The organism is Paenibacillus taichungensis (assembly GCF_047302525.1).
GTDB classification, from domain to species: Bacteria; Bacillota; Bacilli; order Paenibacillales; family Paenibacillaceae; genus Paenibacillus; species Paenibacillus taichungensis_B.
Genome location: NZ_CP168020.1, coordinates 6,872,622 through 6,889,472 on the forward strand (window position 1 = coordinate 6,872,622; position 16,851 = coordinate 6,889,472).

Below are 16,851 nucleotides of genomic sequence, written 5' to 3' on the forward strand. Positions count from 1 at the left end.
TAAGTTCAACTAAAGGAGCATTGAAGGATGATGGAGAAAAAGGTTACCTGGCTGGAGCTGTTCTATGATTTGCTCTTTGTAGCGGCAGTCTCCAAAGCGGGTCATGTCCTGCTGCATGCTGAACACGGCGTGATTTCGTTTGAATATCTGATGAAATTTGTTTTGATTTTCATTCCTGTCTGGTGGGCATGGGTCGGTCAGACCCTATTCATTAACCGTTACGGTCAGGATATCTTCATCCATCGAGTCTTTCTCATCCTTCAACTCCTGTCCGTTCTGGTGATGACGGCGAGCCTCTCGGTAGATTTTGATCAATACTATCTCCCCTTCTTTGCGGGTTATATCGGTTCGAGGGCACTTACAGCCATTCAATATTTTATGATTCATAATTCCAAAAGCGAACATCGACAAAAAGCCGCCCGTTATCTGGGCGTATGCTTCATCATCGGCATATTGATCTCAACAGGTTCCCTGTTCTTTGATTCGTGGCTGCGATATGCGATTTTGTACGTGGGAATTGCGGTGGATATCATTCTCCCGCTCATCGGACGCAAAAATCTGGTGAAGGTGCCGATACACACCCATCATTTATTGGAACGTTTCGCTCTGTTTACGCTTATCCTGCTCGGTGAGTCGGTCGTCAGTATCATTGCCGTGCTGCAAATGGATCACTGGGATGTAAGATCTGTTCTATTCGCGGCGTTTACATCCATATTCGTGATTGCGATGTGGTGGCAGTATTTTGATAATGTTGAGAAAAAGGTCAGTAAAGAGATCCAGACCGCCGGGCAAGCGATCATATACGGCCATCTGTTCATCTATATATCCATGAGCATGATTGCCGCTTCCATTCAACTGTTATACCTGGATGAACTCAATTATAGTTTCATGTTGGCCTTTGTATTTGGTTCAGTTCTGCTGTATTTTCTGTCCACCTCGCTGGTGTTCCACCGATACAGACATGCTCATCTGCGGCTACGTCCGCGTCACTTGGTGTTTATGCTGGGGATAATGGCCGCGTTTATCGTTGTGGATCTGATCTATCGGGTGCCTAATTATGCAATCGTAGGAGAGAACATGGTGTTCTTCCTTGTCTACGCCAAATTAACGACCTAATGCATAGGTCGCACAAGTATAAAAGTCACGGACGAATGACGTTCGTGGCTTTTTAAGTTAGATAATTGTAAAATCATGTCCACTATATGAAAAAACGTTTAACCTGATTTATTTTCTACTATAGAATCTGTTAATATGAGACTAGATACAAGTGAATCTACCAGATTAACGAATATACATAGTGATTCGTGGGTATGGAGATGACAATCAGGAGGGAAATCATTGAGCACACATCTAATCGGAGTTCCATTGGAAGGGTTTGCAGAGTTTAGCCGCACGGTTGCCGCTGAAGGCGCAGTGCTTTTGAAGAACGAAGGACAGGCTCTTCCGATTCGAAAAGACGAAAACGTTTCAGTGTTTGGACGGATTCAAGTTAACTATTATCGCAGTGGTACAGGCTCAGGCGGCAGCGTTCATGTGGCGTATACAACCAATTTGCTGGATGGTCTTCGTAGCAAAAAAGGACTTACGGTTAATGAAGAATTGGCAGCTGTCTATGAAAAATGGATTGAGGAAAACCCGTTTGATGACGGTGGAAAAGTATGGGCGGCAGAGCCTTGGAACCAGAAAGAAATGCCTTTAACGGACGAAGTGGTATCCCAAGCCAGAAGTAAATCCAGCAAAGCGATCGTGGTGATTGGACGTACAGCAGGCGAAGATCAGGATAACGTCGATGCACCAGGCAGCTACCGGTTGACGGAAGATGAGAAAGCGATGCTGAAGCAGGTCACGAATCATTTTGAACAAACGATCGTCGTGTTGAATGTATCGAACATCATGGACATGAGCTGGTTGAATGATGAAAGTTACGTTCATCCGATCCAAAGTGTCATTTACTCGTGGCATGGCGGTATGGAGGGTGGTAATGCGATCGCCGATGTACTGGCCGGAGATGTTACACCAAGTGGTAAATTAACCGATACGATTGCGTATTCCATTGAAGATTATCCTTCCACAAGCAATTACGGGAATGAGTTTAAGAACCTTTATCAAGAAGATATCTACGTAGGCTATCGTTATTTCGAAACGTTTCGACCTGAGAAAGTACAATTTGAATTTGGATACGGCTTGTCCTATACCACATTCACAACCAAAGCTGAAGACGCAAAATTGATCTCTCAAGACGGAGAAAACAGCATTAAGGTGAATGTAACCGTAACCAATACGGGCACAACCTATGCCGGTAAAGAAGTGGTGCAGATCTATTATGAAGCTCCACAAGGCCAATTAGGGAAACCTGCAAAAGCTCTGGTAGCATTCGGCAAAACCAATCTGCTTCAGCCGGGTGAGTCTCAGCGTCTGACCGTGAGCTTCCCTGTGGATTCCATGGCTTCCTATGATGATGCTGGCGTAACAGGACATGCATCGGCGTATGTACTTGAGGCAGGAACATATCGTTTGTACGTGGGAACCAGTGTCAAAAATGTGGAGCATGTCAGCATTGATGGCCAAGATGGGTACGTCGTAGAAACGATTCAACTCGTGGAACAGCTCCAAGAGGCAATGGCACCGACTGAAAGCTTTACGAGAATGAAGCCGGGAGCGCGCAAAGATGATGGATCTTACGAGCTGATCTTTGCAGATGTACCGACGCGCCAAGTATCCATGGCTGAACGAATTGAACAATGCTTGCCACAAACGCTGGAGCAAACCGGCAATCAGGGCTACAAGCTGAGAGATGTGAAGGATGGCAAAGTCAGCCTAGAAGCGTTTATCGCCCAATTGAGTGATCAGGATCTGGCAGCCATCGTAAGAGGCGAAGGTATGAGCAGCCCACTCGTTACATCGGGTACAGCTTCCGCATTTGGTGGCGTGAGTGACAGTCTGTTTAATTACGGAATCCCTGTTGCATGTACTGCAGATGGCCCATCTGGTATTCGTATGGATAGTGGGGAGAAGGCTACACAAGTTTCCATTGGAACTTTGCTGGCAGCAACATGGAATGCAGAACTCGTCGAAGAGCTGTATGTGATGGAAGGCCAGGAATTGCTGAGAAATCAGGTGGATGCACTGCTCGGGCCTGGATTAAATATTCGCCGGAGTCCGATGAACGGACGTAACTTTGAGTATTTCTCAGAAGATCCGCTGATTTCCGGTGTGTTTGCTGCTGCATGTACAAAAGGAATCATGAAGGGTGGCTCTAATGCTACGCTGAAACATTTCGCCTGCAACAATCAGGAGAAACATCGCAGTAAAGTAGATGCCGTTGTATCTGAACGCGCATTGCGTGAGATCTATCTGAAAGGGTTCGAGATTGCCGTGAAAGAAGGCGGAGCGAATTCAATCATGACCTCCTACAATCCGATTAATGGACATTGGGCGGCTTCGAACTACGATCTGAACACGACCATTCTTCGTGGAGAGTGGGGCTTCCAAGGTATCGTGATGACCGACTGGTGGGCTATTATGAACGATGGCGTTGAAGGTGGACCAGCAGATCGGAAAAACACCAACTGGATGGTTCGCGCTCAAAACGACCTGTACATGGTTGTACCTAACTATGGTGCAGAAATCAACGGCTGGGATGATAACACGATCGAATCTCTGGAAAATGGGACGTTGACACGTGGCGAACTTCAGCGCTCGGCTATGAATATTTGTGAGTTCATCATGAATGCACCTGTCTTCTCCAGAAAACATGAGATTGTAGAGAATGTCGCTTCATTCCAAGCGAATGCTTCACTTTCCTCAGAGCAGGCACAAGTGCTGGCTGATAATGCACAGGTCAAACCTATTGTGGGCGAACCTGTCTACATGAAAGTGGATGAAGCAGGTCAATATCGGATTATTGTACAGATCATGTCTCCTGAGCCGGAACTGGCTCAAAGTGCATGTAATGTGATTCTCAATGATCAATTGATGACGACCATTCAAACCAATGGTACTGAAGGTAAATGGATCAGACAGAAGCTTGTTAAAGTGGAGTTGGAAGCAGGCTTGTACGAATTGAAGCTGGACTTCACCAAACCAGGTCTGCAGATCGACTGGATCGAATTCAAACAAGTGTAACGCAGGATCGTCTGATCTGTTGTAACTGAACATGACGACTGTTATGATTGTGTTATGAGATCCGGAATTTCTGAACAATCTGGTCAGGAGTGTTGCGAAGGATGAGAAGGTATAATTTTTGGAGCCCCATTCTGCTGATTGCGGTTGCGCTGATTGTCAGAGGCCTGGTTACCAATCTGGGCGTTCTGTTCGGCATGTCGCATGATGCAGCAAGTAATATCGCAATTGTTGCCATGTTGATTGCTGCACTGATAATGTTTAATCGAATGACAAAGGCAAAGCGAAAATGAACATATAATATTCGATATTGATCAAGAGAGAGGCACCCTTAGGGGTGTCTTTTTTGTGTATTGACGTTTCATTCATAACGTCTTAGACTGTTTATGAATAAAACAATAACATTTTTATAATAACGAAAATAACAAATGTGATTACTCCAATGGCTAACCCATCATTTTCCGAAAGGAGACCCATTCATGAAGGTTATGGCGGCATGGTTTGCAGGCAAGCATGAAAAGGCAATTGATGTGGTGAGCAGGATGTGGGGGCAGCAGGAGGGGTCGTGGATCGTTCCGCTGAGATTGGTAGAGTCTTCGTGGAACAGGGATCGAATTGCAATCAGGCAGCTGACTTTCAACGACAGATGAACATAATTAAGGACCGCTGGAGATGCTGTGCTCTGTCGGTCCTTTATGGCATTTGGCGGAAAGCGGACAGAGAACCGGCATGAGAGGAGAGGGATCCAGTAAATACAACCGATTGGGTGAAGGCAGCAGCACAGGTCGTGCCATCAGAACGTCAGCTGAAATGGCAGGAGATGGAGTTCTATGCATTTATTCATTTTACCATGAATACGTTCACAGATCAGGAGTGGGGAACGGGGAATGAAGATCCCGATATCTTTAACCCTTCTCATCTGAGTGCCCGGCAATGGGTTCAGGCGTGCAAGTCTGCCGGTATGACCGGATTAATCCTCACATGCAAGCATCATGACGGGTTTTGCTTATGGCCAAGCCAGTACACGAATCATTCGGTAGCTGCCAGCCCTTGGCGAAATGGTGCGGGTGATCTGGTGAAAGAGGTTGCCGATGCCTGCCGGGAGGGCGGATTGAAGTTCGGTATTTATCTGTCTCCTTGGGACCGTCATGAAGCATCCTACGGAGATTCAGAGCGATACAACGAATTTTTCAAAAATCAGTTGCGTGAGCTGTTAACCCGATATGGTGAACTTTTCTGCGTGTGGTTCGACGGAGCATGCGGAGAGGGGCCGAATGGGAAAAGGCAGGTCTACGATTGGGATTCCTATTATGCGCTGATCCGGGAGTTGCAGCCAGAGGCTGTAATCTCGGTATGTGGACCGGATGTTCGCTGGTGCGGCAATGAGGCAGGTCATACCCGGACTTCGGAATGGAGCGTCGTACCTGCCTACTTGCAAGATAATGAGAAGATCCAGGAGCAATCGCAGCAGTTAGATGATGGTGAGTTTGCCAGCAGAATTAATACACAGGATGCCGATTTGGGGAGTCGGGAAGTGATCCGGCAGCATGAGGGCAAGCTCATCTGGTATCCCGCGGAAGTGAACACGTCCATCCGTCCGGGGTGGTTCTATCATGCAAGCGAGGACGATCAAGTCAAATCGCTGGAGGAACTGCTTGGCATCTATGATGGAGCGGTTGGGGGCAACGCCAATTATCTACTGAACCTTCCACCAGATCGACGCGGCCTTATTCACGAACAGGATGTTGAGCGGCTGCAGCAGCTCGGGGACTTTTTGCGCAGTACTTATCGGCAAAGTTTGGCTTTTGGGGCGAGAATTCACGCATCGGATACCATGGGTGATGAACATGTGGCTACCCAGGTATTGCTTGAGGAATCGGATACGTTCTGGTGCCCATCTGAAAGAACTGAACTGGCTTGGCTGGAGGTGGAGCTGCCGGAGGAAAAGCGGTTCGACCGAGTCGTTCTCATGGAGCATATCCGTTCAGGTCAACGAATTGAACGCTTTACGCTGGAGGCAAAGGGAGAGAGTGGGGATTGGCATGAGCTGTATCGCGGCACGATTGTTGGTCACAAACGAATCTGTAGTTTCGAACCTTTTACCGCCAAAACCATTCGTCTGACCATTCATGAATCCAGATGGTATCCAACGTTGTCCTGGCTGGGTGTATATCTGAGCAAACAAGAGGTGCATGAAGCTGGCGATTGAGCCGTAACATTTGTAGATAAGCCGATTTTGGATTCATCCCATGGAAAATAGAGTAGCAAACGATTATTGGCAATTGTATGATCTTATGGAAAAAGGTATACGTAAGGTAGAGCTACACACCAGCAGGAGAGGATGAGAGGATATGAAAGTAGGACTCAGCACATACAGTCTGCAACAGGCACTGGATGCCAAAGAATTGACTGTACCCGACGCCATCCGTTACATCGCCGAGCAGGGCGGAGAACATGTGGAGATTGTTCCGATCGGGTACAGCCTGATCGACCAACCGGAATTTATTGACCAGATCCGAGAGGCTGCACAAGACGTGGGAATTGATATTTCCAATTACGCAATAGGTGCCAACTTCGTTACAGGAGAAGGCCCGGATGCACTTGAAAATGAGATTGCTGCTGTCTTGAAGCATGTAGATGTCGCTGCCGCACTTGGCGTTACGAGAATGCGCCATGATGTCGCGTTTCGTCCTGCACAGGAAGGCACTGTTGCCCAGTTTGAGGCGGACCTGCCTGTTCTGGTGAAGGCCTGTCAGCGAATTGCCGATTACGCAGCGAGTCACGGCATTATCACAAGTGTGGAGAATCATGGTTACTATGTGCAGTCCAGTGAGCGTGTCCGGCGGTTGGTGCATGAGACGGCACGAGAAAACTTCAAGACAACGCTGGATATCGGCAATTTCCTGTGTGTGGATGAAGACCCGGTTAGCGCTGTGAAAAACAACATTCCTTATGCATCCATGGTGCACGCCAAAGATTTCTATCGGAGACCTTCTTACCGTAATCCCGGAGAGGGCTGGTTCCAGACCGCACACGGCAATTACCTGCGTGGAGCGATTGTGGGTCACGGAGATATCGACATGCCGGAAGTATTCCGTGTGTTGAAGCAATCCGGTTATGACGGATATATCTCTGTAGAATTCGAAGGTATGGAAAATTGCAAAACAGCATCCCGAATCGCGATGGATAACGTCCGCCGCTTCTGGGAGGAAGCTTAAGCAGGCTACTGCACTACTATATAAGTGGAATCAATTTTTATATGTAAGGCTGAAGTAACAGAGGGGAAGTTTGGAACTGTAGGAGCAGTAGCGCCCGCCCTTGTCTGCGGATTTCAACTGCTGAGAGCGGTTGATACAAGAAATCTGTAGACAACAGCGGCCGAAAGTCCAAACATTCACCGTAGTTACGTTAAGCCGATTATCATATGTTTTGAATCAACTGATATGACCATCATTCAACAGATTATGGAGGGAAAATCCATGTCCAAACTTAAAATTGCCGTTATCGGTGCAGGATCAATTTCCGATTTTCATTTACAAGCGTATGACAGTAATCCCGAAGTTGAAATATACGCCATATGCGACCTGAATGAAGCACGTGCCAAGGAAACGGCGAAAAAATATAACGCCACCCATGTATTCACGGATTATAAGGAGCTTCTGGCACTGCCCGAAATTCATTCGGTCAGCATCTGTACCTGGAATGATACACATGCCGAGATCAGTATTGCTGCTCTGGATGCGGGTAAAAATGTACTTTGCGAGAAGCCGCTCTGTCAGACGGTAGAAGATGCGTTAGAGGTAGAGAAGGCTGTTCACCGCAGTGGAAAGCTGCTTCAAGTTGGCTTTGTACGCCGTTATAGCGACAATGCGCAGATTCTGAAGAAGTTCATTGATGAAGGCGAGCTCGGAGAGATCTATTATGCCAAGGCATCCTGTCTGCGGCGTCTGGGCAATCCGGGCGGATGGTTTGCAGATGTGGAGCGCTCTGGTGGAGGTCCATTGATCGATATCGGCGTGCACATTATTGATATTTCCTGGTACCTGATGGGCAAACCAAAGGTGAAAACCGTCTCTGCAAATGTCTCCAATCGTTTGGGTAACCGTGCCAATATCCGTAATTTGTCGTTCTACCAGGCTGCGGATTATGATGCGAACAAAAACACCGTGGAGGATATGGCCAATGCGTTGATTCGTTTCGAGAACGGGGCAAGCCTGCTGGTGGATGTGAGTTTCACACTGCACGCGAAGCAGGATGAAACCTCGGTCAGACTCTATGGCGATAAAGGTGGAGCCGAACTGGAACCGGAAATTTCACTGATTGGTGAGAAATTCGATACGATTTTGAACATGACGCCACAGGTGGATTTCAAATCCCTTGATTTCGCAGGTTCTTTCCGTAATGAAGTCAATCATTTTATCGACAGTACCCAAGGGCGCAAAGAGACGCTAAGCCCCGTTGAGGATGGCGTTGAAATCATGAAAATCCTTTGTGCCATCTACGAGTCCGCACGAGAAGGACGCGAAATTTCACTGTAGATATAGTGTTGCGATCCGAAAATGGCAACGCCACTCGAAGTAGTGAGGTCTAACAAGTCTATACTTGTTGAACCAAACATTTCGCCAAAACGGAGTTAGAACCAATCTGAAGAATGCACTGCAATCGAAATGACTGGGCTTATAGGTCTTTATAAGTTGAAACTGAACGTTTAAGCCAAAACGGAGAGTGCAGAACCAATCTGAAGAAGCGAAGCGCTCGCCTTTATCCCCGGATTTCGACCAATTATAAAGTGAAATCAAAGAAATCCGGGGATAACAGCGATCGGAAGATGGTACTGCAATTGGAGTGACAGAGCTTAACTTGTGTAGTTTATCTTATATCCAATCCAAAGGAGATGAACGGGATGAGCGAAACCAAAGATACGGTGCTGGAACAGGAAGAACAGGTCGTCGAAGCTGGGGTGCACAACTTTAGCAAAGAAGAGGAATGGGTGAAGCCTGAAGATCCGTTGCTGAATGAACGTCTGGAGTGGTTCAAGGATCAGAAGCTGGGGCTGATGATGCATTGGGGTCCCTATTCCCAACTTGGACTCGTGGAGTCCTGGGCGCTAAGTGACGAGGATGGCGATTGGTCGCGCAATGATATCGACTGGACTGACGACATGGAGCATTTCAAGCAAGAATACTTTGATCTCAACAAAACCTTCAATCCGATTCGTTTTCAACCTGAGGAATGGGCACAGATGGCCGCTGATAACGGGTTCAAATATTTCCTGTTCACCACCAAACATCATGATGGTTTCTGCATGTGGGATACACATACAACCGATTATCGCATCACGGGCAAGGATACTCCTTTTCATACCCATAAGTATGCGGACATTTGCCGGGCGCTTTTTGACGCTTTTCGTGCCAAGGGGCTTGGGATCTCAGCTTACTTCTCCAAAGCGGACTGGCATACGCCATATTACTGGACACCTGGCATGGAGCGGGGAAGCCATATGTGGCGTGGACCATCCTATGATCCGAAAGCGTATCCATGGCTGTGGGAGAAATTTGTGGAGTTCACGCATGAGCAGATCATGGAACTGCTGACCAACTATGGACGAATCGAATGTCTGTGGCTGGATGCAGGCTGGGTACGTGAAGGCCGTCACGGTCAGGATATCCGATTGGGCGAAGTGGTGGAGCGGGCACGTCAGACAACTCAGCCGTGGCTCCTCGCAGCAGATCGCACAGTAGGCGGACCGTATGAGAATATCGTAACTCCAGAACAGACCATCCCTGAGCATCCAATGAATATTCCTTGGGAGAGCTGTATCACGGTGGGCAATTCCTTTGCGTTTGGATATGATGATCAGTATAAGTCAGCAAGACAGCTGGCGCATATTCTGCTTGAGGTAGTATCCAAAGGTGGTAACCTTGCGCTGAATGTGGGGCCACAACCGGACGGGCGTCTTCCAAAAGGGGCAGTGCGAAGCATAAAAGCCCTCGGAGAATGGATCAGTACTCACGGGGAGGGCATCTATGGCACGCGAATTTGCGGACCATACTTCACAGGGGAGTGGGCCTTTACACGTAAGGAAGATCTCAACGTATCGTATGCCTTCCGTCTGTACAGAAGCGAGAACGAAGCAGTGCAATCACAGGTAGTCATTCCATATGTGGATAAGGTGGAGCGAATTGAACTCTTCGGCACAGATGATGTGCTGTCATTCCAACGGACGGAAGATGGACTTGTTGTAGAGTTGCCGCAAGAGGCAGTTACGGAAGTAGCACCTATCACGCTGACGTTCAGATTGTTCACAAACCAATAAAGCTACACTTCAAATCCCGGGGGGCTTTTACAGTCCTTCGGGATTTTTTTTGGTTGGTGATTTTTGCAATATACATGTACTAAAGGTCGATTTCCCCTTGTCCGGCAAGGGTTTTGGGAATAAGGAGAGGTGGGAGAAAATTGCAAATTGATAAAAGAACACCGCTCAAGGTACTATCGATTTAAGAAAGCGTTACCTGACATTATTCTTCACACGGATGGTGCTAACACAGGAAAATGAGTCAAAGAAAAGGATGTATAAGGGATGTAAATGTAATGTATTATTACACTCAAGGTGTAGAAGGAGTGACGCAAATGAGTCGAGCTACGGAAAGCATACCTGCACCGGTGGAGCTCCAGCAAGGAAGGAATTACGCAGAACCCAAGCGACAGCATCCATTTATCAGAAGCCTCAAGAAACATTGGGAGCTCTATCTGCTGGTGCTTCCTCCCGTATTGTATCTGTTGATCTTCAAGTACATTCCAATGGTAGGTGTACAGATTGCCTTCAAAGACTTCAGTGTTGTCAAAGGAATCTGGGGCAGCCCATGGGTTGGGCTGAAACACTTTGAAGCCTTTTTTGAATCCCCGAACTTCTGGCTGCTGATCAAAAATACGATTGGTATCAGTTTCTACTCGTTACTCGCCGGATTTCCCATTCCGATCCTGCTGGCGCTCGCGCTGAATGAAATCCGAACAGGTTACTTTAAAAAGACCGTCCAAATGGTCACGTATGCTCCGCATTTTATCTCCACAGTCGTCATGGTATCCATTATCATTCTGATGCTGTCACCGCATGTGGGTGTTGTAGACAAGCTATTTACCTTCTTGGGTTTCCCGATGACCAACTTTATGGGCATTCCCGAATACTTCAAATCCATCTATGTGTGGTCGGGTGTATGGCAGGGCATGGGCTATTCATCAATCATTTATATCGCGGCTCTCGCTGGCGTTGATCCATCCCTCTATGAGGCAGCGAAGATGGACGGCGCTTCAAGGCTTCGGAAAATTTGGCATATCGATCTGCCAACGCTCGTGCCGGTTACCGTCATCATGCTGATTCTGAGCTTGGGCAGCATTATGGGCGTGGGCTTTGAAAAAATATATCTAATGCAGAATCCGCTTAACACGAGCGCTTCGGAAGTCATCTCCACGTATGTGTACAAGGTGGGTCTGATCGGGGCCAACTTCAGCTTCTCCTCGGCGGTAGGATTGTTCAACTCCGTTATCAACCTGATCCTGCTGGTTATCGTCAACGGCATTTCCCGCAAAGTATCCCAGAACAGCTTGTGGTAAAGGAGGAGCTCATCCATGTTCAACCTGATTAATCGTAACCGGATCAAGGACCCGCTCGGTGACCGTATCTTCATGACATTCAACTATATCTTTCTGTTCGCCATACTTCTAACGGTGTTTTACCCGCTTTTGTATATCATCAGTTCTTCGTTCAGCTCCTCGCGTGCCGTTACATCCGGTCAGGTGTGGCTGTTCCCGGTAGACTTTAACATCAAGGCCTATATCTCCATTTTCAAAAGCCAGCAGCTCATGCTCGGTTTCTACAACACGATCATCTATACCGTTGTAGGCACATTTATCAATGTGGCGCTTACGGTTATGCTCGCGTATCCGTTATCGCGCAAGTCGTTTTACGGACGGGGAGCCATCATTATTTTCATGATGATCACGATGTTCTTTGATGGCGGTCTGATTCCAACCTATCTCTTGATGAAAGACCTTCATCTACTGGATACACGCTGGGCGATGTGGCTGCCAGGGGCGCTCGCAGTGTTCCAGGTTATTGTAGCGAGAACCTTCTTCCAGTCTTCCATCCCGGAAGAGCTGGGGGAGGCGGCGGAAATGGACGGATGTCGGGATATCCGGTATTTGATCAGTGTGGTTCTTCCATTATCGAAGCCGATTCTGGCGGTCATGACCCTGATGTATGCGGTGGGGCACTGGAATGCGTACTTTGATGCCCTGATCTATCTTCGTTCCGAGAAGTTGTTCCCACTCCAATATGTGCTGCGCAATCTGCTAATTCTAAACGCCGCAGACCCAGCAATGTTGGCCAATACGAGCCAGCAGCTAAGAGATCAGGGGTTCGAGCAGGTCCTGAAATACGCACTGATCGTAGTTGCCAGCATTCCTATTCTCATCATGTACCCGTTTGTGCAGAAGCATTTTGTTAAAGGGGTTATGGTTGGCTCGCTCAAAGGATGATCTTTGTAATATGCGCCTGTTACGCCACTTGAAAGGAGGTGGGGGAACACTCCGGCTTCCGGGATAAGGTTTAACACGAGTACGTAACCAGAATGTTATGCCGTTTTCAACAAAAAGGAGGAGTCAGATTGAAAAAATCTTGGATTTCGATGTTGTTTCTGGTCTTTGCTTCGATGGCTTTGTTGTCCGCATGTGGTTCATCCGAGGATGCGGGTACAGGGAGCGACGGTAGCGGGGAGAGCGGTGGCCCGGTAACGATGACCTTCTTTGCCCCACAAGGTAAAGCGTCCATGGAAGAAAATGAGTTCACCAAATTTATCGAAGACAAGTTCGATGTTGCCCTGAAATGGGATCTGGCCCCGACGGACGCCCTTCAAGACCGCAGACAGTTGCTGCTGGCGAGTGGGGATTATCCTGAAGTGTTCCTCCATGGCAAGTTCACCACCTCAGACCTTCAGACGTATGGAAAACAGGGCGTGTTCCTGCCGTTGCAGGATCTGATCAAGCAGTACGGTCCGAATCTGTCCAAGATTATGGAGGAGAAGCCGTACTTCAAAGAAGCGGTGACTGCGCCGGATGGCAACATCTACGCACTGCCGATTTTCAATGAATGTTACCACTGTACGTATGCTCAGAAATACTGGATTAACACCGAGTGGCTGGACAATCTGGGTCTCAAAATGCCTACCACGACCGATGAACTCTACACGGTTCTGAAGGCGTTCAAGGAACAGGACCCGAATGGCAACGGCAAAGCCGATGAGATTCCACTTACGGGTGCACCCAACAAGTACGTGTGGAACGGCAACATCGATGCCTATTTGATGAACAGCTTTATCTATAATGACAACGATAAATATCTGATTGTGAATGATGGCAAGGTTGATTTTGCAGCGAATAAGGAAGAGTGGGAAAAAGGGCTGGAGTACATGCACAAGCTGTATGCAGAGGGCCTGATTGATCCGGCTTCCTTCACGCAGAACGATCAGGCGATTGGGCAGCTGGGCAACAAGGAAGGCGATGAAGTGGTTGGCTCCATTACGACAGCACTTGTCAGCTACCTCGTGAATACGTATGACAAAGATATCACCCGCCACCAGCACTGGGATATCGTGCCTCCGCTGAAAGGACCGGATGGCGTTCAGACGACAGGCGCTACGCAAAGCGTAGGTGAGTTTGAGTTTGCCATCACCAATAAAGCGACCGAAGCACAGCAGATCGCGGCGATCAAAATTGTAGATTACATGTTCAGTGAAGAAGGTGCCTTGTATGCAGAGTACGGACCTACCGAAGGTAAAGGCTGGAAGAAGGCGGATGCCGATGAGAAAAACATTAATGGCGAGCCTGCCAAATACAGCTACTATAACCTGCCTGAGCGTGACCCGAATGTTGTAGTCAACGAGAGTTGGTCACAGATCGGAGCACATGACTTGTCCAATACGTTCCGCAATTTGTTTGCAGAAGGTCAGAATCCACTTGAAGCGGAGGGTTATGGTACACGTCTGGCGCAAGCAACCAATGTATATGAACCTTATGCGCCAAAAGAAGTCTATCCTGCGAACGTATTTATCCGTCCTGAAGATACAGAAACCGCTGCGCAGCTCACGACGGCCGTCAAGGATTACGTGATGACCAATATGGCTCAATTCATTATCGGCAGCAAGAGCATCGATAAGGAATGGGACGCGTACGTAAAAGGTTTTGATGGTCTGGGACTCAGCAATTACCTTGAGATTTACCAGCGTGCGATTGAGAAGAATCAATAAAGGTTGATGGATTCATGAATGAGGCTGTCCCGATGTCAACACAGGAATCGGGATGGTCTTCTCCTTTTGACAACCCCACTTCATCCGATATAATTTACTGAATATTTATGGAAAATTAGCGACCAGATTAGCGTAGTTGTCGTCATGCGTATAAACAGTGGGGGGCCTCGGAGATGAACAACAGTTGGTTTAGACGTTTGCTGCTATCGTATTTGCCTGTTTTTTTTATCGTAACTACAATCCTGTTTATTATCTTCTTCCAAGTATTCAATGAACAGAACCGGAGAGAAGCACTCAAAGCCAATGAATTTCTGGCGTCACAGGTAACGCAATATCTGGACAATTCACTGCGCTCCATCGACTTCAAGGTGCTGCGTGATATTTTGACCAATCCCAACCTGAAAAATTATTATTCGGTAACCGGAAGCGAGGATGTGTATGCCGGAATTCAAGCAGTCCAGGTTATTGATGAATTGAAAATAGAGTATCCGCTGATTGATTCCATATATCTGGTGAGATACAACGACGATACGGTATTCAGCAACGGCAAGGCAGTGCCGATTGAGGAATTCCCCGATGCAGCGTTTATTAAAGACAGTCGTGCTGCGGCAACGCAAAAGTGGGTGGGGGCGAGATCCTTTAAGGCATTCCCGACAGAGGAAGGAAAACAGGTCATTACACTCATTCGCGGTGTCGGAAGCGGCGCGGGTCTTGTGGTGGTTAACGTCGATCTGCCAACCTTGCAGAAATCCATCATGCAGATGTATGACCCTGAGTTCACCTTCGTGAATATCTTCAATCGCTCAGGCGGCAATCTGTGGGACGGAGGAATGCAGGATGGCATTACAGCAGTTTCTCCCAAAACAGACTCAGGTGAAGTGTTCTCCGAGTTTACATCCAGCTACAGTGGCTGGAAGGTTCAGACAGGTTTGAACAATGGTAAGATCGTCAAATTCGCCCTGAAATTTTATAATATCTGGTTTGTTTTTGCCGTTGCCGTTGTCCTGATTGGTGTGGTGTGGGTGATCTATGTGACACGGAGAAATTACAAGCCCATCCAGCAGATTGTCACGTTGATTGAGACGGTGGCTTCGCAGAAACAGCCGGGCGTGGGTTATACGAAGGATAACGAGTTCCGTTTTATCCAGACCACGCTGGAGCGAATGATTGATCAAACCAAGCAATATCAGGAGGAACATGAAGAGAACCTGATTTTGCAGAAAAAATATTTCTTTCAGGAGCTGCTGGAGGGTACGCGGGACTTTACTGGAAATGAACTGACAGCGGAGATGAGCAGGTTCAAGCTCCCGCAGTTAGAGGGTCGATGGGCTGTAATTGTGGTGGAGATCGATCAGTATTCCCGGTTCATGGAGGAGTACCACAATCAGGATCAATCCCTCCTGAAATTTGTGTTATCCAGCATTCTGCAGGAGAGTGCAAGGCACGAGGGCACCGAAGTGTGGGCAGAGTGGATATCGGAACAGCGTCTGTATGCCATACTCTGGATTCCCGAAATGGAGAAAGGCGAGGAAACCGAGCAGGGACTGCTCTCCGGTTATCTTGAAAGGCTTGGGCAGTATTTGAACTTCACCGTAACCATCGGCATTGGGAGAGTGGCAGTGGATGTCCGTGGTCTGAGAGCGTCGCTGAAGGAGGCGGTGCATGCCTTGGAATACAAGGCGGTGCTCGGCATGAATCGGATCATTCCATGCGGGGAGGTACCGAACTCAACGAATGATGTGTATGAATTCCTGAAGACGATCTCTTTGCTGGTGCAGGCGATGCGACTCTCGGAAGATGTGTGGGAGAAGCATTTTGACCGCTTGTTCGAACAGATCCATGAATCCGTGCTCTCCCGCCAGGAGATTATGAATACGGTCCAATTGCTGTTCCAGCACTATAACCGGGAGTTCGCAGAACTTCCACGAGAGTATCAGGAGCGATGGGCATCTGTATTTACACCACTTCTTCCCAGGTTGGAAGGTTGGGAGACGTTGGATGATTTACGCGCGCTGTGCTGGGAAGGCTTCCGTGAGCTGGCTGAAGAGATGCAGACGCTTCATTGCTCCAGAAAACATAGATCTCATATTCTTGAAATTCGCAAGTATATTGAACAGAACTACAACAACCCCGAGCTGTCGCTGAATTATCTAAGTGATCTATTTGATATCAATCCGAAATATTTAAGCAAGCTGTTTAAGGACGAAATTGGTGAGAAGTTCGTGGATCTTCTGATTAGTCACCGTATTGAGAAGGCGAAGCAGCTCATGCTGGAGACTAATAAGGCCATTCAAGAGATTAGTGAGGAAGTTGGGTATACGAATTACAATTCCTTCAATCGGGCGTTCAAGAATGTGGTGGGTGTAGCGCCTAGCGACTACCGAAAAGCCATGTGAGCCCATGCACCAGACTAAGCCGAACTCATAAG

Annotated in this window: 12 protein-coding genes; all 12 read left to right on the forward strand. The window is 47.8% G+C overall.

Going from position 1 to position 16,851, the window contains the following annotated elements:
- Positions 1-27: 27 nt before the first annotated feature.
- The 12 genes from ACDJ58_RS31065 to ACDJ58_RS31120 all read left to right on the forward strand — a co-directional run bounded on the left by ACDJ58_RS31065 (position 28) and on the right by ACDJ58_RS31120 (position 16,819).
- On the forward strand, positions 28-1,116 hold the full coding sequence (locus ACDJ58_RS31065; protein ID WP_413374477.1) for a low temperature requirement protein A: 1,089 nt from the start codon (positions 28-30) through the stop codon (positions 1,114-1,116).
- Between the two features lie 222 nt (positions 1,117-1,338).
- Positions 1,339-4,125: a glycoside hydrolase family 3 C-terminal domain-containing protein gene (locus ACDJ58_RS31070; RefSeq protein ID WP_413374478.1), complete on the forward strand. Its 2,787-nt coding sequence runs from the start codon at positions 1,339-1,341 to the stop codon at positions 4,123-4,125.
- Between the two features lie 101 nt (positions 4,126-4,226).
- Positions 4,227-4,415, forward strand: coding sequence for a hypothetical protein (locus ACDJ58_RS31075; RefSeq protein WP_024629467.1), 189 nt, complete (start codon positions 4,227-4,229; stop codon positions 4,413-4,415).
- A 186-nt stretch (positions 4,416-4,601) separates the two neighbouring features.
- A complete protein-coding gene (locus ACDJ58_RS31080; RefSeq protein ID WP_413374479.1) occupies positions 4,602-4,772 on the forward strand; it encodes a hypothetical protein in 171 nt (56 codons plus the stop codon).
- 137 nt (positions 4,773-4,909) lie between these two features.
- Positions 4,910-6,331, forward strand: coding sequence for an alpha-L-fucosidase (locus tag ACDJ58_RS31085; RefSeq protein ID WP_413374480.1), 1,422 nt, complete (start codon positions 4,910-4,912; stop codon positions 6,329-6,331).
- Between the two features lie 142 nt (positions 6,332-6,473).
- Positions 6,474-7,340, forward strand: a complete 867-nt coding sequence (locus tag ACDJ58_RS31090) for a sugar phosphate isomerase/epimerase family protein (protein WP_413374481.1) — start codon at positions 6,474-6,476, stop codon at positions 7,338-7,340.
- A gap of 261 nt (positions 7,341-7,601) precedes the next feature.
- Entirely contained in the window at positions 7,602-8,660 is a 1,059-nt protein-coding gene (locus ACDJ58_RS31095) for a Gfo/Idh/MocA family protein (RefSeq protein WP_413374482.1), read from the forward strand.
- Between the two features lie 365 nt (positions 8,661-9,025).
- Positions 9,026-10,438 carry an alpha-L-fucosidase gene (locus ACDJ58_RS31100; protein ID WP_413374483.1) on the forward strand — a complete coding sequence of 471 codons (1,413 nt, stop codon included), beginning with the start codon at positions 9,026-9,028 and terminating at the stop codon, positions 10,436-10,438.
- A 314-nt stretch (positions 10,439-10,752) separates the two neighbouring features.
- The gene (locus ACDJ58_RS31105) at positions 10,753-11,733 is read left to right on the forward strand and encodes an ABC transporter permease (protein ID WP_024629462.1); all 981 of its coding nucleotides are present in this window, start codon (positions 10,753-10,755) and stop codon (positions 11,731-11,733) included.
- Between the two features lie 15 nt (positions 11,734-11,748).
- Complete coding sequence (locus ACDJ58_RS31110; RefSeq protein WP_413374484.1) at positions 11,749-12,657, forward strand: carbohydrate ABC transporter permease; 909 nt, start codon at positions 11,749-11,751, stop codon at positions 12,655-12,657.
- 128 nt (positions 12,658-12,785) lie between these two features.
- Positions 12,786-14,423, forward strand: coding sequence for an ABC transporter substrate-binding protein (locus ACDJ58_RS31115; RefSeq protein WP_413374485.1), 1,638 nt, complete (start codon positions 12,786-12,788; stop codon positions 14,421-14,423).
- A 173-nt stretch (positions 14,424-14,596) separates the two neighbouring features.
- A complete protein-coding gene (locus tag ACDJ58_RS31120; protein ID WP_413374486.1) occupies positions 14,597-16,819 on the forward strand; it encodes a helix-turn-helix domain-containing protein in 2,223 nt (740 codons plus the stop codon).
- The last annotated feature ends 32 nt before the right edge of the window (positions 16,820-16,851 follow it).

What these genes read in the sequence shown, in the direction of transcription:
- ACDJ58_RS31065 (WP_413374477.1), top strand. Translation starts at nt 28, where the DNA reads ATGATGGAGAAAAAGGTTACCTGGCTGGAGCTGTTCTATGATTTGCTC.
- ACDJ58_RS31075 (WP_024629467.1), top strand. Translation starts at nt 4,227, where the DNA reads ATGAGAAGGTATAATTTTTGGAGCCCCATTCTGCTGATTGCGGTTGCG.
- ACDJ58_RS31080 (WP_413374479.1), top strand. Translation starts at nt 4,602, where the DNA reads ATGAAGGTTATGGCGGCATGGTTTGCAGGCAAGCATGAAAAGGCAATT.
- ACDJ58_RS31090 (WP_413374481.1), top strand. Translation starts at nt 6,474, where the DNA reads ATGAAAGTAGGACTCAGCACATACAGTCTGCAACAGGCACTGGATGCC.
- ACDJ58_RS31095 (WP_413374482.1), top strand. Translation starts at nt 7,602, where the DNA reads ATGTCCAAACTTAAAATTGCCGTTATCGGTGCAGGATCAATTTCCGAT.
- ACDJ58_RS31100 (WP_413374483.1), top strand. Translation starts at nt 9,026, where the DNA reads ATGAGCGAAACCAAAGATACGGTGCTGGAACAGGAAGAACAGGTCGTC.
- ACDJ58_RS31105 (WP_024629462.1), top strand. Translation starts at nt 10,753, where the DNA reads ATGAGTCGAGCTACGGAAAGCATACCTGCACCGGTGGAGCTCCAGCAA.
- ACDJ58_RS31110 (WP_413374484.1), top strand. Translation starts at nt 11,749, where the DNA reads ATGTTCAACCTGATTAATCGTAACCGGATCAAGGACCCGCTCGGTGAC.
- ACDJ58_RS31120 (WP_413374486.1), top strand. Translation starts at nt 14,597, where the DNA reads ATGAACAACAGTTGGTTTAGACGTTTGCTGCTATCGTATTTGCCTGTT.